Origin of the sequence: Actinomadura sp. NPDC048955, assembly GCF_040649435.1 — a bacterium.
GTDB lineage: Bacteria > Actinomycetota > Actinomycetes > Streptosporangiales > Streptosporangiaceae > Spirillospora > Spirillospora luteofluorescens.
The window spans coordinates 218,944-239,637 of the sequence record NZ_JBEZJI010000004.1 but is presented as its reverse complement, the minus strand read 5'-3'; the positions used below and the strand labels follow the sequence as shown (position 1 = coordinate 239,637).

The following is a 20,694-nucleotide window of genomic DNA, read 5'->3' as shown; positions in this document are numbered from 1 at the left end:
GGGCTACTCGCCCTTCCAGTTCGGCTTGCGCTTCTCGGCGAAGGCCGCCGGGCCCTCCTGGGCGTCCTTGGACATGAAGACCGGCAGGGTGATGTCCTGCTGCTTCTTCCACGCCTCGTCGGACGTCCAGTCCGCGGACTCGACGATGACCTTCTTGGTCGCCGCGAGCGCCAGCGGGGCGTTCTCGGCGACCTTCAGCGCCAGCTCCTTGGCCGCGGCGAGCGCGCCGCCGGGCTCGGCGAGCCGGTTGACGAACCCGAGCTCGGCCATCCGCTCCGCCGGGTACTTGTCACCGGTCAGGGCGATCTCCATGGCGATGTGGAACGGGATGCGCTGCGGCAGCCGCAGCAGCCCGCCGCCCGCGGCGACCAGCCCGCGCTTCGGCTCGGGCAGCCCGAACTGGGCGTCCCGCGCCGCCACGACCATGTCGCAGGACAGCGCCACCTCGCAGCCGCCGGCCAGGGCGTAGCCCTCGATGGCGGCGATCAGGGGCTTGGCCGACGGGCGCTCGGTGATGCCGGCGAAACCGCGTCCCTCGACGGTCGGGTTGTCGCCCGTCAGGAAGCCCTTGAGGTCCATGCCGGCGCAGAACGTCCCGCCGGCGCCGGTGAGGATGCCGATGGACAGGTCCTTGCGGGAGTCGAGCTCGTCGAGGGCCGCCGCGATCCCCTTCGCCACCTCGCCGTTGACCGCGTTGCGGGCCTCCGGGCGGTTGATGGTGATGATGAGGACTGCGCCGTCTTCTTCGGTCAGCACAGCGCCGTTGCCGGGGGGCGTGGGGGGTCGTCCCCCCTCGGGCGATACAGCGTCGGTCATTCAGTGCCTCACTTCGGCTGGAAGCGGATACCGCCGTCGAAGCGGATCGTCTCGCCGTTCATGTAGTCGTTCTCGATCAGGGACTTGACCAGGTGGGCGAACTCCGACGCCTTGCCCATCCGCTTCGGGAACGGGACGGGGGCGGCGAGCTTGGCCTTGAACGCCTCGGCTGCCTCGCCCTCGCCGTAGATCGGGGTGTCGATGATGCCGGGGCAGATGGTGTTGACCCGGACGCCGATCGCGGCGAGGTCGCGGGCGGCGGGGAGCGTCATGCCGATGATGCCGCCCTTGGACGCGGAGTACGCGATCTGCCCGGTCTGTCCCTCAATGCCGGCGATGGACGCGGTGTTGATCACCACGCCGCGCAGCCCGTCCTCGTCGGCGGGCTCGGTCTTGGAGATGGCCGCGGCGCCGATCCGCATCAGGTTGAAGGTGCCGATCAGGTTGATCCGGATGACGGTCTCGTAGGAGGCCAGGTCGTGCGGGCTGCCGTCGCGGCCCACGGTCCGCGACGCCCAGCCGATGCCGGCGCTGTTGACGATGACGCGCAGCGGGGCGCCGGAGTCGACGGCGGCCTGCACCGCGGCCTGCACCTGCTCCTCGTTCGACACGTCCGTCTTGACGAAGACTCCGCCGATCTCGTCGGCGAGGGCCTTGCCCCTGTCCTCGTTCAGGTCGGCGATGACCACCTTGGCGCCTTCGGCGGCCAGCGCGCGGACGGTGGCCTCACCGAGGCCGCTCGCGCCACCGGATACGACGGCGGAAACTCCGTTCAGGTCCATAAGCGACACCTTACGTGAGGGACCGAATGTGGTTCGGGGTGATGCTATCCAGACGCCGTCGCGCGCTCTGCTCACACCCCTGCGGATTGCGGAGGCGCGATGTTACTCCGGAGTCACAATAGAGAACGTTTGCTGCTTCGTGGCAAGGGCACCCGAACCCCATGAGCGAGCGTCCCGCACAGAGCCAGTCCTACCCCGGGCGGACCGGGGACATGACGCCCGAACCGCGCGACGAGATGCGCGGTTACACCGGAAGCGGCCTGCTGGACGGGCGCCGCGCGCTGATCACCGGCGGGGACTCCGGCATCGGGCGCGCGACCGCCGTCGCGTTCGCCAAGGAGGGCGCGGACGTCGCGATCACCTACCTGGAGGAGGACGACGACGCCCGGCACACCGCGGGCCTCGTCGAGGCCGCCGGGCGGCGCTGCGTGACGTTCGGCGGCGACCTGGCCGAGGAGCGGCACGCCCGCGAGATCGTCACGCACACCGTCCGCGATCTCGGCGGCCTCGACCTGCTCGTCCTGCACCACGGCACCCAGACGCCGGTGAAGGACGTCCGCGAGATCGACGACGCCCAGCTGCGGCGGACATTCGAGGTGAACGTGTTCTCGCTGTTCTGGACCGTCCAGGAGGCCCTCGACCACATGGGGCCCGGGTCGTCCGTCATCATCACCGGGTCCATCAACGGGCTGCGCGGCAACAAGACGCTCATCGACTACTCCGCCAGCAAGGCGGCGGCGATGGCGCTGACCACCTGCCTCGCCCAGAACCTCATGGACCGCGAGATCCGCGTCAACTGCGTCGCGCCCGGCCCGGTCTGGACCCCGCTCATCCCCGCCACGTTCGACGAGGAGAAGGTCGAGGACTTCGGGAAGCAGGCGCCCATGGGACGCGCCGCCGACCCCGACGAGATCGCGCCGTCCTACGTGTTCTTCGCCTCCGACCGCCAGTCGTCCTACTACACCGGTCAGACCCTGGTGCCCGCCGGTGGTGAGATCCACCCGGGCTGACGGAGTCGCAATGAGGGCGCTCCAGGCTCGTCGCGCCCGGCTCCTCACCCGGTGCGGCGGTAGGCGGCGGGCGGGGTGGGCGTCGTCCCGAGGCAGGTGGCGACCGGGTCCTCGATCGAGCACCAGCCGGGCTTGCGCACCGGCACGTAACCGGTGGGAACGCCCCGGTTCGCGATGATCGACCGGTAGGTGGGAACGGCGTCGGTCGGACGGCGCGCCAGGGACGGGTCGGTCAGCGCGTCCACCGTGTAGAGGCCGAACCGCGGCCGGTAGCTGCCCCACTCGTAGTTGTCGGTGAGGCTCCAGTAGTTGTAGCCCATCATCTTCACGCCGTCGGCCATCGCGCGCTGGATCCAGTAGATGTGGTCGCGCAGATGGTCGGAGCGTGTGTAGCCGTCCTGCCGCGGCTTGCCGTTGTCCGTGGACATGCCGTTCTCGACGATGTAGATGGGCAGGTTCGGCAGCCGGCGCTGGTAGTTCCTGAGGACGTAGTACAGGCCCTCGGGCTCGGGGTCGATTCTCCAGAACTCGCCCATGAGCGCGTAGGCCGCGGTCACGTTCTGCAGATTCGCGCCGTAGTAGTAGTCGATGCCGATGAAGTCGAGCTTGTCGGTGACCTCGTTGAACAGGGCCGCGTCGAAGATGCCGTTGACGGGCGACCCGTAGGCGACGTTGCTGGACACCGGGGCGCCCGGGTCCACCGCGTGGATCATGTCGTAGGCGGCGCGGTGCGTCCTGACCAGCGCGTCGCGCATCGCCATCATCTGCCCGAGGTCCATCGGGCGGGCCGTCAGCTCCTTGTAGATGTAGGCGCTGGCCTCGTTGAACGTGATCCAGACGACGCCCTGGCGCTTGTACCTGTCCACGACGAAGCGGGCGTTGCGCAGCCAGTCGTCCTGCGTGCGGGGGTTGTCCCAGGCGCCCTGGTCGGCCACCCAGCCCGGATACACCCAGTGGTCGAGCGTCAGCATCGGACGCATCCCGGTCGCCTTGATCCGGCGGACGAGGTCGTCGTAGTAGGCGATCGCCTTCGGGTCGCGGTGGCCGCGGCGCGGCTCGATGCGGGACCACTCGACGGACGTCCGGAACACGTTCGCGCCGAGCCCCCCGGCGAGCTTCAGGTCGCTCGGGTAGCGGTGCCGGAAGTCGACGGAGTTCCCGTACGGGTCGGTGACGCCGGTGGCCTTGCGGTCGGCGTACCTCGTCCAGTTGCTGTCGGGGAAGGAGCCTTCGCTCTGGAAGCCGGACGTGGCGACGCCCCAGAGGAATCCGGGCGGGAACTTGGCGGTGGCGGGCCTGGCGGGGGGCGCGGCCGCGGTGGCGGGCCTCGCCGCGGTCAGGCCGAGGACGGCCGACAGGGCGAGGGCCGACAGGAGGTGGACGGGGCGTGCTCTGCGGGGCCTGCCGAACACGGGACTCCCTCCGGAGACGGACATGAATCTCCTTCGCACTACAGGGGTCGCGCGGGCCCCCGTCAATGGCCGGACACGGCCAGATCCGGCAACCCCCGGCCCGCCCCCGGCTGTGCGGCGCATCACAGACCAATAAATTGATCATGCTTTTCCGGCGCTTGTGACTCACTTCACAAATGACGAAAGGGGTTGCTGATCAGTGCTGGCAGAGCGCTGGACCAGCGTCTCAAACGGACCGCCGGCACGGTGGGGAAATGGCGGGTGATTTGCCAGCGCCGTTCGCCGCTGGCTAGCTTCCTGCCCGGTTCATGCGGCGCCCGAGCCGCCCGGACAACAGAACACGCACCCCGACGCGCGGCGGCGGCGCGCCCGGCCTCTCACCGGAGGCCAGGCACGGACCCCCAGGTCGTCCCCTCCAGGGACCCCGCCCGGAAACCGTCGTCGGACGCCGAATCCGTGCAGACGAGAGGCACGGAACCGGAAGCAGCCGCCATTTCTCTGCGTCTCCCCTCAATGACGCTGCGAAATCGGCTGCGGCACCGAACCCTCCGAAGAAATCCGGCGGGTGACGGCTGCCCGGTAGGCATCAACCGCGAGGTCTGGAGACATTCTGCATACCCCTCGAAACCCCCTGAAGGCCGGATTCACCGTGGGCGGGCTCGTGCTCACCACGACCACCGCGCTCGGCGCGTCCGTCCTGGCGGCAGGGCCTGTGCAGGCCGCGGCGCCGCAGCGGACGACCCTCGCCGCGGCACCGGCCGCGACGGTCACCACCACGACCCTCACCGCCAAGCAGGCCCGGATCGCGAAGCAGAGGAAGCGCGCCGACTACGCCGTGAAGTACGCGGCCAAGCAGATCGGCGACCCCTACCGCTACGGCGGGACGGGCCCCGGCTCCTGGGACTGCTCCGGGCTGGCCGGCGGATCCTGGCGCAAGGCCGGGGTGAAGCTCCCCCGGACCACCCAGCAGATCTACAAGGCGGTCCACAAGAAGGTCTCCTGGAAGGGCGCCGTCAAGGGCGACCTGCTGTTCTTCTACGGCGGCAGGACCCACATGGGCGTCTACGCCGGCCACGGCTACATGATCCACGCGCCGAGCTCCGGCAAGCGCGTCAAGAAGATCAAGCTGAACGGCTACTACAAGCGCAACTTCCACGGCGCCGTCCGCCCCGGTACCTGACCCCGGACGCACGCCAGGCCCCGCGCCGCCCGCCCGGCGCGGGGCCTTCACGGCACTATGCCGGCAGGGTCCGTTGCAGGAACTCCTCGGTGAGCCGCCAAGCGCGCGCGGCAGGCTCCGGCTGGTAGAACATCGGCGCCTTGCGGTTGTGGAACGCATGGCCGCCGTCCTCCTGGACGTGGATTTCCATGCGTTCCCTCTGCCCGACCGCACGTTCCACCTTGGCGACGTCCTCACGTGCGATGTACGCGTCGTCGCCACCGAAGTGGAACTGCGTGGGCGCCTCGATGGCATCGAGCTTGTCCAGCATGTCCGGCACACCGGACCCGTAGAACGAGACGAGCGAATCGACCTGAGCGTTGGCGGCCACCAGGTACGCGAGCGTCCCGCCGAAGCAGAACCCCAGGACGCCCACCCTGCCCACCTCTGGCAGCCCCTTGAGAACCCCCAGCGCCGCCACGGCGTCCCCTACGCCCTTCTCCCAGTCGAACTGGGAGGCCATCGACATCCCCTTGGGCAGGGCCTCCTCGTTGTGCGCGGTCGACCAGTTCGGCTCGATCCGCCAGAACATGTCGGGCGCCGCCACGACGAACCCCAGCGCGACCAGGTCCTCGGCGACCGCCTCCATGTAGTCGCCGACCCCGAAGATCTCCTGGAGGAGCAGGATCCCCGGACCGCGCGTCCCCCACACCGTCAGGTCGAACTCGCCGTCCGGAACGACGACCTTCTCTGTACGCGTCATGTCAGCCGATGATGGCGTAAACCGCGCTGGCATGCGCGACGGTCCTCCCGTCCGCGGTCATGTCGATCTCCGCGAACGCCATCGTCCGGCCCAGCTTCGACAGCTCCGCGTCCACGAGCACGTCCCGTCCCGTCACGGGCCGCTGGAACGTCGTGCTGAGCTGCACCGTCGTCATCGGCACGAACGAACCTCTGGCCCCCGACACCGCCAGCACCACCGCCGTGTCGGCCGCCGCCATCAGCGCCTGCCCCGACAGCGCGCCGCCCTCCCGGGAGAGACGGTCGGACCAGGGCAGCCGCAGCACCGCCCTCCCGTCCCCGACCTCCTCGGGCACGAGACCCAGATCGAGAACCCAGGGGGCGAAGTTGTCACGGAGGATCTCTTCAGGCTTCAACGTCACCCCGTCATGATGCACGCTGAGGACATGCACGAGGAGATCTTCCTGCCCGCCACCTACGCCGCCGGGGTCCCCTACGCGACGTTCGCCGAGCTCCGCGCCGCGTCACCGGTCGCCTGGGTCGGCGAACCGCCCATCGGCCCCTGGCCCGCGGGCCCCGGCTTCTGGGCGGTCTTCCGGCACGCCGACGTCAAGCACGTCCTGCGCTCCCCGGACCTGTTCTCCTCGAACCTCGGCGCCACCCAGATCCGCGACCCCGACACGCCCGAGGACCTCGCCTTCGTCCGCGCGATGATGCTGAACCAGGACCCGCCGGACCACTCCCGCCTCCGCCGCATCGTCGCCGCCGCGTTCACCCCCCGCGCCGTCCGCGCCCTGGAGGACACGATCAACGAGCGGGCGCGGACCCTCGTGTCCTCCGCCCTCGGCGAGGACGCCGACTTCGTCGAGCTCGCCGCGGACCTCCCCGTCTGGACGCTGGCCCACATCATGGGCGTCCCCGAGTCCGACCGCCGCCTCCTCTACGACTGGGCGTCCCGCGTCATCGGCTACCAGGACCCCGACTACGCCGGCCTCTCCACCGCCGACTCCGCCTCGATGAGCCCCATGGCCCGCGAGGCGATGAAGCACCGCCCGTCCGAGACGCTGCGCCCCGACGGCCGCCCCGTCAACCCGCGCTCCTACACCGCCCTCGCCGACATGTTCTCCTACGCGCACGCCCTCGCCGCCGAGAAGCGCTCCCGCCCGTCCGGCGACATCATGTCCCGCATGCTCGAAGGCGGGCTCACCACCCACGAGTTCGAGAACATGTTCTTCCTCTTCGCCGTCGCCGGGAACGAGACCCTCCGCAACGGCATCCCCGGCGGCCTGCTCACCCTCCTCGACCACCCCGCCGAACTCGCCCGCCTCCGCGCGGACCCGTCCCTCCTGCCGTCCGCGGTCGAGGAGATGCTCCGCTACTGGCCCCCCGTCATGGACTTCCGCCGCACCGCCACCGCACCGCTCGAACTCGGCGGCCAGAACATCGAGGCCGGCGACAAGGTCGTCGTCTACCACGCCTCCGCCAACCGCGACGAGACCGTCTTCCCCTCCCCCGACCGCTTCGACATCGCCCGCACCCCCAACGACCACGTCAGCTTCGGCTTCGGCCCCCACTTCTGCCTGGGCGCCCACCTGGCCCGCACCCAGATGCGCGCCGTCTTCCGCGAACTCCTCCCCCACAACGTCACCCTCACCGGCACCCCCGTCCGCCTGGGCTCCAACTTCCAGAACGGCCTGAAGCACCTCCCCGTCCACCTGACCCCCACCCCCTAACCCCGTCGCGAACCCCCCGTCGATCTCGGTACCCTTGCCAAGACGGGTCGCTAGCTCAATTGGCAGAGCTCCGGACTTTTAATCCGTAGGTTGTGGGTTCGAGTCCCACGCGACCCACCACCCCCGACCAGGGGAAACACGAGGATGCCCCGGTTCGCCCGCCGCCCGGTTCGCCCCACTTCGTCCCAACGTCGGCTCCAGGGCGGCCCGGGGACACACTCCGGGCCTGGCCAACCTGGTTTCGAACGATGCGCCCCGGCATCCGGCCACCATGATGCAAAGGGCGCCGACGCCCCTCACCTGGAGTCTCCGGGGCACGCTGACCGAGCCGCACGGCAGCACACGGCACCGCGCCGAGCGGCCAGAGGGGGCTTCGGGCAGCGACGTCCGACCGAGTGATGTCGCTATTGGCGAGTGCGGTCGGACTGCGGCGATCGCCTGCGGCGTGCGTTCCAGGGATACCGGGCAGGCGGAGACCTGGGTGGTGACCAAATGATCAAGGCACGGTCGCCCCTGGACGCACTCGCACGTTCCGGCCCCCGGATACCTGGTACCCGGGGGCCGGAACTCGGAAGTCGCCGGCGTCTCAGGCGGCCTGAGAGGGCCTGTCTATCGCAAGAGAGAGACCGGCTCGGTCGTGAGGAAGTCTCCGTTCGGGTCTGCCCAATCGTTGAGATCGACGAAGACGTGCGGTTCCGAGCGGGTACGCCGCGCGGTTTCGCTGATCGCCATGGCGTTTTCTCCTCCGCTGCCTCGGACGCACGGATCTTTTCCGTGTGGGCGGCCTGCTCGCGCTTTTCCGAGGACAGGTCAGGCTTCGGGAATGGCCGTGCCGTAGCTCTCCAAGGTGATGTCGTCAGGTTCGGGGCCGCCGCGCACCCCGGTGTCGAGGGCGTCCAAGGCCGCGCATTGCGCGTCGGTGAGGTCGAAGTCGAACACCGCGAAGTTCTCGGCGATGCGTTCGGGACGCACCGACTTGGGGATGGCCGCCCGACCCTGCTGCAGGTGCCAGCGGAGCATGACCTGCGCGGGCGTCTTGCCATGCGTGGCGGCGATCTCACCGATCACCGGATCATCGAAGGTGCTGGTGCTGGTGCCGCGGTAACTGGTGATCCCGCCGATCGGCGACCACGCCTGGGTGACGATTCCGCGCGCGGTGTCGGCGGCCTGCACATCCGGTTGACGGAAGTACGGATGGACCTCGACCTGGTTCACCGCGGGCACGACCGGTGCCTCCCTCATCAGCGCGTCCAGGTGGCCGGGCATGAAGTTGCTGACCCCGATGGCCCGCACCCGACCGTCGTCCAGCAGCGTCTGCAGGGCGCGGTACGCCTGCACGGTCAACTCGAACCGGTCCGGCAGGGCCTGGTGGAGGATGAACAGGTCGATCGTCTCCACACCGAACTTGCCCGCGCTCTTGTCGAAGGCGTGCAGCGTCTCGTCGTAGCCGAAGTCGCTGATCCACACCTTGGTCTCGACGAACACCTCGTCGCGTCCCAGGTGCGAGTCGCGGATCGCCTCACCGACCTGGCGTTCGTTGCCGTAGGCAGCGGCGGTGTCGATCAGCCGGTACCCGGTCTCCAGAGCCGCCCGCACCGCCTCGGCCGTCTCCTCTGGCGGCGTCTGGAACACCCCGAATCCCAACGCGGGCATCACGACACCGTTGTTCAACGTCAGATCCATGATCTTTACCTCCCGGTACTTCACGGATCGGCCCTTTCCTCTGCGTGTTACGGGCGGATGAGGACCTTGATCGCCTGCCGGCCGGCCATCGCGCGGTACCCGTCGGGCACCCGGTCCAGGCCGATCGTGCGGTCGAACACCTGACCCGGCTCGACGCGCCCTTCCAGCACGTCGGGCAGCAGGTCCTCGATGTAGGCGCGTGCCGGAGCCACACCGCCGGTCAGGGTGATGTTGCGCAGGAACTCGCCGAAGCCCATCGGCACCGCCGGATACTGCGGGGCACCGACCCGGCTGACCGTGCCGCCAGTGCGGACCGCCCCGAACGCGGTGACGATGGCCTGCTCCAGCCCGACGCACTCCAGCACGGTGTGGGTGCCGTCGCCGCCGGTCAGTTCCCGGACCCGCTCGACACCCTCCTCACCGCGCTCGGCGACCACGTCGGTGGCGCCGAACTCGCGGCCCAGATCGGTGCGGTCCTTGTGCCGCCCCATCAAGATGATCTGCTCGGCACCCAGCCGCCGGGCGGCCAGCACCGCCGACAGCCCGACCGCGCCGTCCCCGATCACCGTCACCGTGGTGCGCGGGCCCACCCCGGCGGTCACCGCGCAGTGGTGCCCGGTAGGGAACACATCCGACAGCGCCAGCAGCGACGGCAGCAGAGACGAATCCTCACTGGCCACACTGGCCGGCAACTTGACCAGCGTGCCCTGCGCCTGCGGCACCCGCACCGCCTCGCCCTGGCCGCCGTCCACCCCCGGCGCGCCCCACTGCCCGCCGTGCCGGCACGAGGTCTGCAGGCCCTCCCGGCAGAGATCGCAAGTGTTGTCGGCCCATACGAACGGCGCCACCACCACGTCACCGGGCCGCAGCCCCGACACCTGCGCGCCGGTCTCCTCCACCACGCCGAGAAACTCGTGCCCGATCCGGGCGCCCTGGTCACTGGCCGGACGCGACCCGTACGGCCACAGATCGCTGCCGCAGATGCAGGATCGCAGCACCCGCACCAGCGCATCGGTCGGCTCGCGCAGCACCGGATCCGGGACGTCCTCCACCCGCACGTCACCGGCACCGTAGATCAACGTCGCACGCATAAAAGAGATCTCCGATCATGTGAAGTCGTCTCAGCACTACCCGGAGCAGGGCACACGCGGCTATTCGCCCGCCCCGTCGGCAGCCTGTTATCGGTAAAGAACCGCAGCCGCGGCAGCCGTCTGGACGACCAGATGCCCCCGCGCGGCCGGACACACGGTCGAGCGGCCTGCGCCGGGCTTCGGTCCGCGATGAGGAACTCTCCTGCTCGCCGTCGGTTCCTTGAGATCCAGCCTGCCGTGAGAGAAGGCCCGATGACAGGCCGGGCCGTTCGGGGGTGTGGCAGGGCCCCTCACAAGGGATCCGCCGCTCTCGGAGGTGGTGGAACACTGGACCCATGGCAGGTGACAGACACCAAGGCGGGACCGAGCTCGGGCGGTTCCTGCGGGCCCGCCGCGAAGAGGTCACCCCCGACCAGGTCGGCCTCACCGCCGGTCCCGGCCTGCGCCGCACCCCGGGGTTGCGCCGCGAAGAACTCGCCACCCTCGCCGGCGTCAGCGTCGACTACTACACGCGCCTGGAACGCGGCCGCGAGACCCGGCCCAGCCCCGCCGTCGTCGACGCCCTCGCCCGCGCCCTGCGCCTGGGCGAACCCGAGCACCAGCACCTGCTGGAGCTGGCCGTCCGCGCCGCCCGCCACATCCCCGACCCGGCGGTCGTCCCCAGCCGCACCGTCAAACCCGGCGTCAAACAGCTGCTGGAAGCGCTGCGCCCGCACCCCGCCGTCGTCCAGAGCCGCACCATGGACGTCCTGGCCGCCAACCCCGCCGGGTTCCGCCTGTACGCAGGCATGCAGGACTGGCCCGCCAAGCACCGCAACCTGGCCCGCTACACCTTCCTGCACCCCGCCGCCCGCACCCTGTTCCACAACTGGAACAGCCAGCTCCGCGGCTGCGTCGCCCGCCTGCGCGCCCTGGCCGGCACCGACCCCGACGCCCCCGATCTCGCGGCTCTGGTCGGCGAACTCCTCCTCAAAAGCCCCGAGTTCGCCAAACTGTGGGAACGCTACGACGTCCGCCCCCACACCGCCGGGACCAAAACCTTCCACCACCCCGAAGTCGGCGACCTCACCCTCGGCTACCAGGGCATGCTGCTGGAAGGCGCCCCCGGCCACCGCATGTCCGTCTACCACGCCGAACCCGGCACCCCCGACCACGACGCCATGATCCTGCTCGACATGGCGGCCCCCGCCTCCACCGACACCCACCCCATCGACCGGACCCACCGGCCCAGCTGATCATTCACTGTCACTCCACCACGCTAGATTCCTTGGGGCCGCCGTGGGGCAGGTGGAGAAGGTCGGGTCGGGGCAGGCGGGTACGGCAGGTCGCGGGCATCGGCCTCGACCGTCTTCCCCCAGAGGTGTGCACCCCCGAACCGTGAGTCCCGTCCCAAGGGCAGGGAAGCCGAGCTGTCGGCTGCGCTCGGCTTGCCGATGGCCTCAGCGTGGCCGTTCCGCCATCCAGCGGCGGTGACGTGCGGCGTGGCGTATCCCGTCGGGCGGGGAGGTCGTGGCCGGTGGCGCCTGGGGGGCGATGGCGTGGGCGAGCGCTGCGGCGCGGATGCCGTGGATGATCTCGTCGAGTGCGCCGATCGCCTGCCGCAGTGTCCTGCGTAGCCGCTCGGTCTCAGCGGGGGTCACCCGGCGATGGGCCGCGGCGGCAGGTCGGCCGTCGCGCTGCCGCCGGGGCAGCTGGTCGTCACCGTCCTGTGGGCTGAGCCGGGCGAGGTCCTGATGCAGGTCCATGCTGACGGTGAACGCCCGGCGGATCAGCCCGTCGGCCAGCACGGTGAAGTCGGGGGGCCCGCCGTCCGCGGGTAGATGGGGCCGTTGTTCCGGCATCGCAGAGCTTCCTTACTGGATTGAACGACGACGGCCCCGCGGTGGTGAACTCGCTCCGCCCGCCGCGCGAGCCCAGAGCGGCGGCGTGGATTTCCTCTCCGGCCGCATCAGCCGCCGGCATCCGGAGCGTGGGGAGAAGAGTCCGGGTGGACGTTGAGACCGCGGTCCAGGCCGGTGATGCGCAGCAGTTTGGCGACCTGCGGGCGGGGGGCGGACAGCCGCAGGGTGAGGCCGAGTCCGGTGGCCTGGCGCTGGATGCCGATCAGCAGGGTCAGCCCCGCCGCGTCGCAGAAGGTCACCCCACTCAGGTCGAGGATCAGCAGCCGGGCGCTCCTGGGCAGCGCGGCGAGCAGACGCTCACCTAGTGCGGGGGCGGACGCCATGTCGAGATCGCCCTGCAAGGCGAGAATGGCGATTCCCGATCGTCCGCGGGGAAACGCAGTGGCCCTGGCGGCTCCATGGGAGCGGTTCACTGCTGCGAACCTGGTGTGTTCGGCGTATCGGTTGCTCAGAGCGGTGGGCCTGCTGCCGGTCATGGCGATCTCCGATCGCGAGGTGGTGGCTCCGGCCGTGTGAATCCTGTCCGCTGATCAGCGCGACGTCGCCGGTTCACGCAGTCGTTCGCCTTGCCGTGTCGAGGCGCTTCGGGGTGGTTCGGCGCCCCACCCGTCCCGCGGCTTGGCCGGAGCGGTCGGTACGACCGGCACGTCGCGGGCGGGCAGCCTGCCGGCAGGATCGGCGGCCCTCTCCAGGGCCGCCTGAGCCGCCGCACTGCCGGTGGCGGCCGGGACGGTGAGCAGCTCGACGCGGCGGCCGTCGGCGTAGATCGCGGTGAGCAGCCCGGCGGGCAGGTGGTCGAACCAGCTCAGCAGGACCTCGCGGGTGTCGTCGGGACCGTTGACGAGCAGGCGGCGCGGATGGCTGTCCCAGTCGGCCGCCCGCAGCAGAACGTGGCTGATCGGCCGGCGGTCGTCGGGTGGGCCGTGGGCCCTCAAGGCCAGCAGCAACCCGGGCAGTTCGGCGACCGGATCGGCCGAGCGGGGCCACCACGCACCGTCCAGAAGCGTGCGGCCCCGTGCTGAACGGTTTCGGCTGAGCGGGGCGGACGGCCGCAGGGCGAGCCGGGGGGCCGAGGGCGGCGGAGGGCCGACGATCGTTCCTGGTTCCGCGGTGGCACGCATGGGATTCCCCTTCCCCTTGAACCGCGAAGCGGTTCCGAGCAGTGAACGAGCCGGTGTGGCGGATCACCCTCTAGGGTGGGGATGTCGTCTTTGCCGGATATGTTTACTCTAGCCGCCAACCCTCGGCGCCTTAAAAACCTGGAGTAATATCCGCCCAAGTTTTCGACATTTCTCCCCTGTCTTTTGATTCTGAGGGTTTGACGGAGGGGGATTTCCAATTCCGAATTTCCGTCCGTCCGGAGGTGCCGAATCCGTGCCGCCAGGGCCGACCTGGGGGCTTCTCGGCGTCCTTGATCTGCAGTGATCAGTAGTGGAGCGCGGCACGAGGAACGTCCCCTGGCCGCTCAGCGTGGCGAGAAATGCAGGCGTGAGGAGAGCTGCCGAGGCCCGCCGGGCTCCGACCGCCCCACCGGCTCCGGTGGCCGCTGGGGTCAGCGGGAGCGCAGTCTGTCGAGGCGATGGGCCGGCACCCCGAGCGCCTGCAGAGCGTCGCGCAGTTCGCCGCGCTCCGTTGCGCTGACCGGTGCGTCCCTCATGTACAGGCCCATGATCAGCTCGCCGATCGCCTTCTCCCACCGCCCGAGGGCGGCCGAGTCGGCCACACGCCGCAGCGTCGAGGCGGGAAGGCGATCCTGGAAACCCCCGGGCAGGCACCGCATGGCGTCAGCCAGCTCCCGGTGCTGCGCGGCTGCCAGCGGTGGCGCGGATGCTGGTTCGGGGGGCGGTCTGGTGAGACCGAGTAACCGCACCATCTGATCCATCGCGCCCACAGCGTGCCCCTGCCTTTGCTGGCCCGGAGGGGGCGCCCGGCGTTCGTGCCCGTTATTCCGGAGGTGTGGCCAGCTCATACCCCCGAACGCCCAGGCCCACCCATCGCGATGAGCCGGCGCAGGGTGGTCCGGCGCTCCAGTGACCTCGATCGCCGGCAGCACCCCCGGGTGAGGCCCGGTGGCGTAGGCTCCGTGGTACCGGAGGCACTTCGTGCGCGGGCCGCCATGTCGGCGCCGTCTCCGGCGATCACGACCCGGTCCTCCACAGACCGAGAACGGGGCCTTCGAGATGGCCCGCACGGTCTTCGATTCGCATACGTCGCCAGGCGGCGGTCCCGGTCGGCCAGGTGCCGCGGAGGAGATCCGCGCCTCCCGTGCCACGCGATTCGGTGTCATTCATCGCCCACCTCCCGGGGCGGTAGAGCGTTCCGTGATCGGAGATCACCAATGAGCGCCATGACCGCCGCGTCCACTGCCGATGATCTGACCACGGCACCCGCCACGGGACGGGTGCCCGCCCGTCGGCGTCCCGGCCACACCACCGTCGCGCTGCACGGTGACCTCGATGCCGCCGCGGCGCCGGCACTGCGCGAGCATTTGCTGCGCATGCTGCGTCCAAGCGGCAGGCTGCTGATACTCGACCTGGGAGAGGTGCCGTCCTGCGACGAGGCGGGGCTCGCCGTTCTGGTCGGCGTCCAGCGCCGCGCGGCAGGACTCGGGATCATCGTCCGCATCGGTGCCCCGAACCGGCAACTCACCGAACTCCTCCACCTCACAGGTCTGGACCGCGTACTCGTGGTCCAGACGGCTCCGGGGTGACGATGAAGGACGAATACCTCGCGCTGATGAAGGGCCTCGCCGCGGGCATGGCCCTTGCGCTGACCGCCGTCTGCGCGGTCATCGCCGTCGTCTCTCTGATCGTCTCCTGAATCGGCCGGCCGGAGGCGACCGCGCAGTGCACCCAAGACCCTTCGGGGACCGGGCCGGCGGCAGATCGGACCGCGCACCTGCGTAACCGAGGTGTTCCGGTGGCCGCGAGGGGCAGGGGTCCTGATGTCCGACCAGGAGGAACAGATGAGCGGGCAGCCGCACGACCGGGTCGGCGCGGACCACGCGGGCCCGGTCGAGGCGATGGACTCGGCGATCGTGGCCGTCAGCGCGTCCGGCAGGATCACGGCCTGGAATCCCTGGGCCCGGCATCTGCTGGGTTACACCGCCGAGGAGGCGCTGGGACGGCCGATGGAGCGGTTCCTGCCCCGCATCGCAGCGGGCGGTGCCCCTCCGATGCGAGACCACCGCATCCTGCGGGCGCTGCGGGCCGGTGTCCCCGACCACGCCGACGGCGACTCGTTCACCCATCGTGACGGGCACCCGGTGATGCTGGCCTGGTCATCCGCTCCGATCCACGCCGACGAGCCGGGAACTGAGGGACGCGGAGCCGGGGCGGTGACCGGAGCGGTCATCGTGCTGCAGGACGCGACCGAGCGGCTCCGGATCGAGCGGGAGCAGCACGACCGGATGGAGCAGGCGCGGCGGGCCAACTCCCGGCTGGCGCTGGTCGCCGAGATCACCACCGTGCTGTCGTCCACCCTGGACGAGAACGAAGTGCTGCGGCGACTGGTCCGGCTGGCGGTGCCCGCACTCGGTGACTGGGCGGAGGTCGACCTTCTCCTCCCCGACGGCCGCGTCGAGCGCGTTGCCGCGACCCACCGCGACTTCTCCCCCGCCGACATCGCTCGCCTGGAAGGGCCGCTGCCACCGCTCCCCCGGTCCCCGCGCGGCCCCCTCGCGCGAGTGCTGCACGGCGGCACGACCATGGTCGTCGGCGGCGACGCCGCCCGGCCCTACTCCGACGAGCCGCTCACCGCCGCCCAGCACGAGCTCTTCCAGACCATGGACGCCCACAGCGTGATCATCACCCCGCTGGCCGCCCGGGGCGAGACCTATGGCGCGCTGACCCTGGGCTACTCCCGTCCCCGGCACGACTACGGTCCTGACGACCGGCTCGTCGTGGAGGACATCGCGCGCCGCACCGGCCTCGTCCTGTCCAACGCCCGGCTCTTCGCCACCCAACGGAACACGGCCGAGGCCATGCAGCGCAGCCTGCTCACCCCTCTGCCCCAACCGGACGACCTGCAACTCCAGGCCCGGTATCTGCCCGCCGCCCAGGCCAGCTGGGTCGGCGGCGACTGGTACGACGCCTTCCCCCTCGCCGACAGCGCCACCGGGCTGGTCATCGGCGACATCATGGGCCACGACCTGCACGCGGCGTCCCGCATGGCACAGGTCCGCAACATGCTCCGGGCCCTGGCCTGGGACCTCGCCGCGCCCCCGAGCATCGTGCTGGAGCGCCTGGACGCGGTGATGGACGCCGTCAGCGACGCCGAACTCGCCACCGCCGTGTTCGCCCGCGTCGAGAGGACCGCCGCCGGGCCCTGGCACCTGCGCTGGTGCAACGCGGGCCACCCCCCGCCGCTCCTGATCACCCATGACGGCGCCACGACGTTCCTCGAAGAGCACGGAATGCTGCTCGGCAACCCCGGCCTCACCGGTGGCCGCCCCGACGGCACCCGCGAACTGCCCGCGCTGTCCACCCTGCTGCTCTACACCGATGGCCTCATCGAGACCCGCGGCACCGACCTGACCGACAGTCTCACCGGCCTTCGCCGCCACAGCGCCCACCTGGCCCGGCTCCCCGTGGCCGAACTGTGCGACCAGCTCCTGGAGCGCATGGAACTCAGCGGCGAGGACGACCTCGCCCTCCTCGCCCTCCGCATCCCCGCATGAAGGCACGGGCACCACGCCCCCGCGACCGGGACCGGCGTGCGCCTCCGCTCACAGGGGTTCGCTGATCCAGCGCCAGCCGCCGTCGACACGCCGCGCACTGATCAGCTGCGCGCTCCCGGAGTCCGCGACCTCGGCGATCATCCTGACCAGCCGGCGGTGGAAGTCCGCGGGCGGACGGCCCTCGCCCTGCGCCCCCTCCAGAAGGGACACGCTGACCTTCGCCTCGTCGCGCAACTGCACGGTCAGCCGACCGGTCCTGTCCAGACGCAGGACCACGATCGCATCAGCACGGATCAAGTCGCCTTCAGCAGCCGAAATCCATACCTCTGGTGCATTACCGCTCATGAGCCCCACCCTCCATGAGTCCAGGAGCCCGCCTCACCCCCGAACCTAGTACGGCCCCCGCCACAGCCCCCTCGGCGCGCCGACGAAGAGGGCAAGGCCCAACGAAACGAGGTACCCGCGATAGGCGGCCGGTCAGCGACGACTCCGGCCTCTTCCCCATTGGATGGCGCGGCGGAAGCGCCGATCACTTCACCAGCCCCCTTCCTCCCCCCGGGGGAAACAGACCCGGCCATAGCCTCACCTCAAGCTCCCACCACCTCACCTCCGTCGCCGTTGCTGCCGGCCATGTCGGCTCGTTGTCCGCTCCACGGTTCTGAAACAGGGCAGCACCACACGGCATGGCGCGGCATGGGGATGGGGTCGGATGTGGACAGAACAGTACAGCCCGACACTAGGAGCACTGCCCTGATACGAGAGTCGCGGACTTTCAATCCGTAGGTTGTGGGTTCGAGTCCCACGCGACCCACCCAGCCCAACCAGGGCAGACACGAGACCACCCGGCTTGTCCGCCACCCGCTTCGCCCCGCTTCGTCCCTATCTCGGGTCAAAAGATCAACATGCGTCGGGCAGCGCAGGAGCCGATCGAGCTTGATGTCGGTGAGGCAACGGCCGCTTCAGGATGTGGCGGAGCCCGCGACCGGGCTTAGAAGCGGGTTGGCGTTGGCGGCGACGAAGTCGCGGGCGGCTTGGCAGAAGGCGCGGATGCGGTTGGTCTCCGCGGACGTGCGCCAGGTCAGCCGCCATTCGAATGGAAGGCCGTCGCGTATGGGTACGTAGGCGACGTCCGGGCGTCCGTCGTACAGGCTCGCGTGCGTGGGGACCGGGAAGATACCGCGGCCCGCGCCGACCAGGGCGAGCAGTTCCTGGATGGTCCCGAACTCCGTGCCCCGCTCGATGGGCTTGCCCGTGGGGGTGGCGGTCGGGGTGGTGAGGGCGTCCAGTTCGGCGGGGACGCCGCGCGGGCGCAGGACCTTGTCGCGAGAGAGGTCCTCGATGGAGACCGAGGAACGGCGGGCAAAGGGATGCCTGGCCGAGACGGCCAGCATCGGCGGCTCGTGGAAGAGAATCGGGCCTTCGCTGAGGTCGGGCCCCGGGGCCCGGGCCGCTGTGAGCATGAGGTCGACGGCGTCGCCGAGCAGCGGGGCGAAGCCGTCGGTGTACCGGGTCTCCTCGATCTGCACCTGGCAGGCCGGGTGCCGGGCGTGGAAGGACTCCACGACGTGGAGGACGAACTGGGCGGTGGCGGTGCCGATGAAGCCGACGCGCAGGAGCCCGTCGACGCCCCGGCCGGCGGCGACCGCTCGTTCGATGCCGTCGAGGATCTGCTGGTAGGCGGGCCGCAGGTCGTCGTAGAGCCGCCGGCCGATCGGGGTCAGCGCCACCCGGCGGCTGGTCCGGTCGAACAGCGCGGCACCGACCGCCCGCTCCAGCTTCTTGATCGTCTTGCTGACCATCGCGACCGAGACCCGCAGCCTCTCGGCGCTGCGGCCGAAGTGCAGCTCCTCGCCGACCGTCAGGAAGATTTCGATCTCGCGCTGCTCCACCATGCCCTCCAACCGTCAACCCCCAGGTTAACGATCCTTGCATGATCGGCTGTTGTTGACGATTCCTGCGCGCCCGATGGTTGTGGTGTGGCCAGAACGGCACGGCCACCGCTTCGGAACTGAGGAGAGCCCCTGTGACTTCCCGTGATCTGACCCTTGTCCTGGGCGGGACCGGCAAGACCGGACGACGCGTCGTCCAGCGGCTGACCGGACGCGGCCTCCGGGTCCGGATCGGCTCGCGATCGGGCGGGGTGCCCTTCGACTGGGCGGACCGTGCGACGTGGGCGCCCGCGCTCGACGGTGTGCACGCGGTATACGTCGCCTACTATCCGGACCTGGCCGCCCCCGGTGCGCCAGAGACGATCGGCGCGTTCGCCGAGCTCGCGGTGGAGTCGGGCGCGGGGCGTCTGGTGCTGCTGTCGGGGCGCGGCGAGGACGAGGCGCTCGCCTGCGAACGGACGCTTGCCGCTTCGGGCGCCGACTGGACGGTGTTGCGCGCTAGCTGGTTCGCCCAGAACTTCAGCGAGAGCTACCTCCTCGACCCGGTGGTGAGCGGCGAGGTGGTGCTGCCAGCGGGTGAGGTGCGCGAACCGTTCGTCGACGCCGGCGACATCGCCGACGTCGCCGCGTCGGTCCTCACCGAGGACGGGCACGGCGGCCGTACATACGAACTGACCGGACCGCGGCTGCTCACCTTCGCAGAAGCCGTCGCCGCCATCGGCCAAGCGGCCGGCCGCGACATCGCCTACGTGCCCGTCCCCGTCGACACCTACGCTCGCGCGCTGGCGGCCGAAGGTGTCCCGGACGAGGTCACCGGCCTGCTGACCTACCTGTTCACCACTGTCCTGGACGGCCGCAACGCTCACCTGGGCGACGGTGTCCAGCAGGTCTTGGGCCGCCCGGCCCGCGACTTCTCCGACTACGCCAACGACACCGCCGCCACCGGCATCTGGACCTCCAAGGACGCGATATGAAGATCCTGCAGACCGCGACCATGCTGGCCGCCCTCATCTCCACCGGGCTCATGGCCGGGCTGTTCACCGGCTTCGCCTACGCCGTCATGCCCGGCCTGAACCGATCCTCCGACCGAACGCTCATCGAGGCCATGCAGGGCATCAACAAGGCGATCCTCAACCCCGCTTTCATGCTGCCCTTCATGGGATCCATCCCCCTGATCGCGCTGGCGGTGTTCCTGGCCTGGCGCGGCCACGGCCGGCCGGCCATGCCCTGGCTCATCGCCGCGCTCGCGCTCTATCTGATCGCCTTCATGGTCACCAGCGGAGTCAACGTCCCCCTCAACGACCAGCTCGCCAAGGCCGGCGATCCCCAGCACATCGACCACCTGGGCACCGTGCGCGACCAATTCGAGAACAGGTGGGTCATCGGGAACACCGTCCGAGCGCTCCTGCACACCGCCGCGTTCGCCTGCCTGGCCTGGGCCCTGGTCGTGTACGGCGCACACCGCCTCAACGAAGGCCCGGGCACGAACGCGTCAGCGGTGCCTTCGACGCACAACAACGGTGCAATCGTCCCTGCCGCCCCCCACCACCCGCGCCCCGTCCACCATGGTGCGCACCACACCCTCCATCGCTGATTCCGCTCACCCCGCACCTGCACCGCCTCGCCGCTCACTCCGCCGGCACGGGCCCGCTGGGCCCGTGCCGGCGGGCCCGTGCCGCAACCGCGGGCTCGTCCGGGGCGTCGCCGCCGACCGCGAGCATAGGAATGAAAGTCGACCCCTCGCACGGGGGAGTTCGATGGGCGGCCGAGCCAGTGACTCCGTCGGCTCGCGGGCACGC

At 70.3% G+C, this 20,694-nt stretch carries 22 protein-coding genes and 2 tRNA genes; 10 read left to right on the top strand and 14 right to left on the bottom strand.

The genetic code is table 11. The features are described 5' to 3' along the window. Positions 1-3: 3 nt before the first annotated feature. Positions 4-816 carry a crotonase/enoyl-CoA hydratase family protein gene (locus AB0C84_RS06470; RefSeq protein ID WP_361061796.1) on the bottom strand — a complete coding sequence of 271 codons (813 nt, stop codon included), beginning with the start codon at positions 814-816 and terminating at the stop codon, positions 4-6. Between the two features lie 8 nt (positions 817-824). Further along, on the bottom strand, positions 825-1,598 hold the full coding sequence (locus AB0C84_RS06465) for an SDR family oxidoreductase (protein ID WP_361061793.1): 774 nt from the start codon (positions 1,596-1,598) through the stop codon (positions 825-827). Positions 1,599-1,759: 161 nt separating this feature from the next. Between AB0C84_RS06465 and AB0C84_RS06460 the strand changes: the two genes are divergently transcribed. Continuing rightward, complete coding sequence (locus AB0C84_RS06460; RefSeq protein WP_361061790.1) at positions 1,760-2,608, top strand: SDR family oxidoreductase; 849 nt, start codon at positions 1,760-1,762, stop codon at positions 2,606-2,608. Positions 2,609-2,652: 44 nt separating this feature from the next. On the opposite strand, the gene AB0C84_RS06455 is transcribed toward AB0C84_RS06460, so the two are convergent. Beyond that, positions 2,653-4,044, bottom strand: coding sequence for a family 1 glycosylhydrolase (locus tag AB0C84_RS06455; protein ID WP_361061787.1), 1,392 nt, complete (start codon positions 4,042-4,044; stop codon positions 2,653-2,655). Between the two features lie 625 nt (positions 4,045-4,669). On the opposite strand from AB0C84_RS06455, the gene AB0C84_RS06450 reads away from it, so the two are divergent. Next, entirely contained in the window at positions 4,670-5,200 is a 531-nt protein-coding gene (locus tag AB0C84_RS06450) for a C40 family peptidase (protein WP_361061784.1), read from the top strand. A gap of 55 nt (positions 5,201-5,255) precedes the next feature. Here AB0C84_RS06450 and AB0C84_RS06445 read toward each other — a convergent pair whose 3' ends face one another. Both AB0C84_RS06445 and AB0C84_RS06440 read right to left on the bottom strand, forming a co-directional pair. Further along, positions 5,256-5,942, bottom strand: coding sequence for a dienelactone hydrolase family protein (locus tag AB0C84_RS06445; protein ID WP_258940771.1), 687 nt, complete (start codon positions 5,940-5,942; stop codon positions 5,256-5,258). 1 nt (position 5,943) lies between these two features. Continuing rightward, positions 5,944-6,342: a PaaI family thioesterase gene (locus AB0C84_RS06440; protein WP_361061781.1), complete on the bottom strand. Its 399-nt coding sequence runs from the start codon at positions 6,340-6,342 to the stop codon at positions 5,944-5,946. 6 nt (positions 6,343-6,348) lie between these two features. Here AB0C84_RS06440 and AB0C84_RS06435 point away from each other — a divergent pair, with 6 nt between their 5' ends. Both AB0C84_RS06435 and AB0C84_RS06430 read left to right on the top strand, forming a co-directional pair. Beyond that, the gene (locus AB0C84_RS06435; protein WP_361061778.1) at positions 6,349-7,653 is read left to right on the top strand and encodes a cytochrome P450; all 1,305 of its coding nucleotides are present in this window, start codon (positions 6,349-6,351) and stop codon (positions 7,651-7,653) included. A 44-nt stretch (positions 7,654-7,697) separates the two neighbouring features. After that, positions 7,698-7,773, top strand: a tRNA-Lys gene (locus tag AB0C84_RS06430). Positions 7,774-8,262: 489 nt separating this feature from the next. Here AB0C84_RS06430 and AB0C84_RS06425 read toward each other — a convergent pair. The 3 genes from AB0C84_RS06425 to AB0C84_RS06415 form a co-directional block, all read right to left on the bottom strand. After that, positions 8,263-8,385, bottom strand: a complete 123-nt coding sequence (locus AB0C84_RS06425; protein WP_361061775.1) for a hypothetical protein — start codon at positions 8,383-8,385, stop codon at positions 8,263-8,265. 78 nt (positions 8,386-8,463) lie between these two features. Next, positions 8,464-9,336, bottom strand: coding sequence for an aldo/keto reductase (locus AB0C84_RS06420; protein ID WP_361061772.1), 873 nt, complete (start codon positions 9,334-9,336; stop codon positions 8,464-8,466). A gap of 47 nt (positions 9,337-9,383) precedes the next feature. Beyond that, complete coding sequence (locus AB0C84_RS06415; RefSeq protein ID WP_361061769.1) at positions 9,384-10,427, bottom strand: alcohol dehydrogenase catalytic domain-containing protein; 1,044 nt, start codon at positions 10,425-10,427, stop codon at positions 9,384-9,386. 335 nt (positions 10,428-10,762) lie between these two features. Between AB0C84_RS06415 and AB0C84_RS06410 the strand changes: the two genes are divergently transcribed. Further along, on the top strand, positions 10,763-11,662 hold the full coding sequence (locus tag AB0C84_RS06410) for a helix-turn-helix transcriptional regulator (protein ID WP_361061766.1): 900 nt from the start codon (positions 10,763-10,765) through the stop codon (positions 11,660-11,662). Positions 11,663-11,866: 204 nt separating this feature from the next. Here the strand turns inward: AB0C84_RS06410 and AB0C84_RS06405 are convergent, their stop codons facing one another. The 4 genes from AB0C84_RS06405 to AB0C84_RS06390 all read right to left on the bottom strand — a co-directional run bounded on the left by AB0C84_RS06405 (position 11,867) and on the right by AB0C84_RS06390 (position 14,210). Beyond that, positions 11,867-12,268, bottom strand: coding sequence for a hypothetical protein (locus AB0C84_RS06405; RefSeq protein WP_361061763.1), 402 nt, complete (start codon positions 12,266-12,268; stop codon positions 11,867-11,869). A gap of 107 nt (positions 12,269-12,375) precedes the next feature. Beyond that, positions 12,376-12,804: an STAS domain-containing protein gene (locus AB0C84_RS06400; RefSeq protein WP_361061760.1), complete on the bottom strand. Its 429-nt coding sequence runs from the start codon at positions 12,802-12,804 to the stop codon at positions 12,376-12,378. A gap of 54 nt (positions 12,805-12,858) precedes the next feature. Continuing rightward, positions 12,859-13,449: a DUF5994 family protein gene (locus AB0C84_RS06395; RefSeq protein WP_361061756.1), complete on the bottom strand. Its 591-nt coding sequence runs from the start codon at positions 13,447-13,449 to the stop codon at positions 12,859-12,861. Between the two features lie 431 nt (positions 13,450-13,880). Continuing rightward, positions 13,881-14,210, bottom strand: coding sequence for a hypothetical protein (locus tag AB0C84_RS06390; protein ID WP_361061753.1), 330 nt, complete (start codon positions 14,208-14,210; stop codon positions 13,881-13,883). A gap of 456 nt (positions 14,211-14,666) precedes the next feature. Here AB0C84_RS06390 and AB0C84_RS06385 point away from each other — a divergent pair, with 456 nt between their 5' ends. Together AB0C84_RS06385 and AB0C84_RS06380 are read left to right on the top strand one after the other, a co-directional pair. Further along, on the top strand, positions 14,667-15,038 hold the full coding sequence (locus AB0C84_RS06385; protein WP_361061750.1) for an STAS domain-containing protein: 372 nt from the start codon (positions 14,667-14,669) through the stop codon (positions 15,036-15,038). Positions 15,039-15,272: 234 nt separating this feature from the next. Continuing rightward, positions 15,273-17,006, top strand: a complete 1,734-nt coding sequence (locus AB0C84_RS06380) for a SpoIIE family protein phosphatase (RefSeq protein WP_361061747.1) — start codon at positions 15,273-15,275, stop codon at positions 17,004-17,006. A 48-nt stretch (positions 17,007-17,054) separates the two neighbouring features. Here the strand turns inward: AB0C84_RS06380 and AB0C84_RS06375 are convergent, their stop codons facing one another. Next, on the bottom strand, positions 17,055-17,303 hold the full coding sequence (locus AB0C84_RS06375; RefSeq protein ID WP_361061744.1) for a hypothetical protein: 249 nt from the start codon (positions 17,301-17,303) through the stop codon (positions 17,055-17,057). A gap of 405 nt (positions 17,304-17,708) precedes the next feature. Here AB0C84_RS06375 and AB0C84_RS06370 point away from each other — a divergent pair. After that, positions 17,709-17,817: transfer RNA gene (locus AB0C84_RS06370), tRNA-Ser, on the top strand. Between the two features lie 148 nt (positions 17,818-17,965). Here AB0C84_RS06370 and AB0C84_RS06365 read toward each other — a convergent pair. Beyond that, a complete protein-coding gene (locus tag AB0C84_RS06365; protein ID WP_361061740.1) occupies positions 17,966-18,898 on the bottom strand; it encodes a LysR family transcriptional regulator in 933 nt (310 codons plus the stop codon). A gap of 131 nt (positions 18,899-19,029) precedes the next feature. On the opposite strand from AB0C84_RS06365, the gene AB0C84_RS06360 reads away from it, so the two are divergent. Both AB0C84_RS06360 and AB0C84_RS06355 read left to right on the top strand, forming a co-directional pair. After that, positions 19,030-19,869, top strand: a complete 840-nt coding sequence (locus tag AB0C84_RS06360; RefSeq protein ID WP_361061737.1) for an NAD(P)H-binding protein — start codon at positions 19,030-19,032, stop codon at positions 19,867-19,869. Further along, positions 19,866-20,489, top strand: a complete 624-nt coding sequence (locus AB0C84_RS06355; RefSeq protein WP_361061734.1) for an anthrone oxygenase family protein — start codon at positions 19,866-19,868, stop codon at positions 20,487-20,489. Before AB0C84_RS06360 ends, AB0C84_RS06355 begins: the two co-directional genes overlap by 4 nt. The last annotated feature ends 205 nt before the right edge of the window (positions 20,490-20,694 follow it).

Coding starts and splice junctions, on each gene's coding strand:
- AB0C84_RS06470 (WP_361061796.1), bottom strand. CDS start 816: ATGACCGACGCTGTATCGCCCGAGGGGGGACGACCCCCCACGCCCCCC.
- AB0C84_RS06465 (WP_361061793.1), bottom strand. CDS start 1,598: ATGGACCTGAACGGAGTTTCCGCCGTCGTATCCGGTGGCGCGAGCGGC.
- AB0C84_RS06460 (WP_361061790.1), top strand. CDS start 1,760: ATGAGCGAGCGTCCCGCACAGAGCCAGTCCTACCCCGGGCGGACCGGG.
- AB0C84_RS06455 (WP_361061787.1), bottom strand. CDS start 4,044: ATGTCCGTCTCCGGAGGGAGTCCCGTGTTCGGCAGGCCCCGCAGAGCA.
- AB0C84_RS06445 (WP_258940771.1), bottom strand. CDS start 5,942: ATGACGCGTACAGAGAAGGTCGTCGTTCCGGACGGCGAGTTCGACCTG.
- AB0C84_RS06435 (WP_361061778.1), top strand. CDS start 6,349: ATGATGCACGCTGAGGACATGCACGAGGAGATCTTCCTGCCCGCCACC.
- AB0C84_RS06425 (WP_361061775.1), bottom strand. CDS start 8,385: ATGGCGATCAGCGAAACCGCGCGGCGTACCCGCTCGGAACCGCACGTC.
- AB0C84_RS06420 (WP_361061772.1), bottom strand. CDS start 9,336: ATGGATCTGACGTTGAACAACGGTGTCGTGATGCCCGCGTTGGGATTC.
- AB0C84_RS06415 (WP_361061769.1), bottom strand. CDS start 10,427: ATGCGTGCGACGTTGATCTACGGTGCCGGTGACGTGCGGGTGGAGGAC.
- AB0C84_RS06410 (WP_361061766.1), top strand. CDS start 10,763: ATGGCAGGTGACAGACACCAAGGCGGGACCGAGCTCGGGCGGTTCCTG.
- AB0C84_RS06405 (WP_361061763.1), bottom strand. CDS start 12,268: ATGCCGGAACAACGGCCCCATCTACCCGCGGACGGCGGGCCCCCCGAC.
- AB0C84_RS06400 (WP_361061760.1), bottom strand. CDS start 12,804: ATGACCGGCAGCAGGCCCACCGCTCTGAGCAACCGATACGCCGAACAC.
- AB0C84_RS06395 (WP_361061756.1), bottom strand. CDS start 13,449: ATGCGTGCCACCGCGGAACCAGGAACGATCGTCGGCCCTCCGCCGCCC.
- AB0C84_RS06390 (WP_361061753.1), bottom strand. CDS start 14,210: ATGGATCAGATGGTGCGGTTACTCGGTCTCACCAGACCGCCCCCCGAA.
- AB0C84_RS06385 (WP_361061750.1), top strand. CDS start 14,667: ATGAGCGCCATGACCGCCGCGTCCACTGCCGATGATCTGACCACGGCA.
- AB0C84_RS06380 (WP_361061747.1), top strand. CDS start 15,273: ATGTCCGACCAGGAGGAACAGATGAGCGGGCAGCCGCACGACCGGGTC.
- AB0C84_RS06365 (WP_361061740.1), bottom strand. CDS start 18,898: ATGGTGGAGCAGCGCGAGATCGAAATCTTCCTGACGGTCGGCGAGGAG.
- AB0C84_RS06355 (WP_361061734.1), top strand. CDS start 19,866: ATGAAGATCCTGCAGACCGCGACCATGCTGGCCGCCCTCATCTCCACC.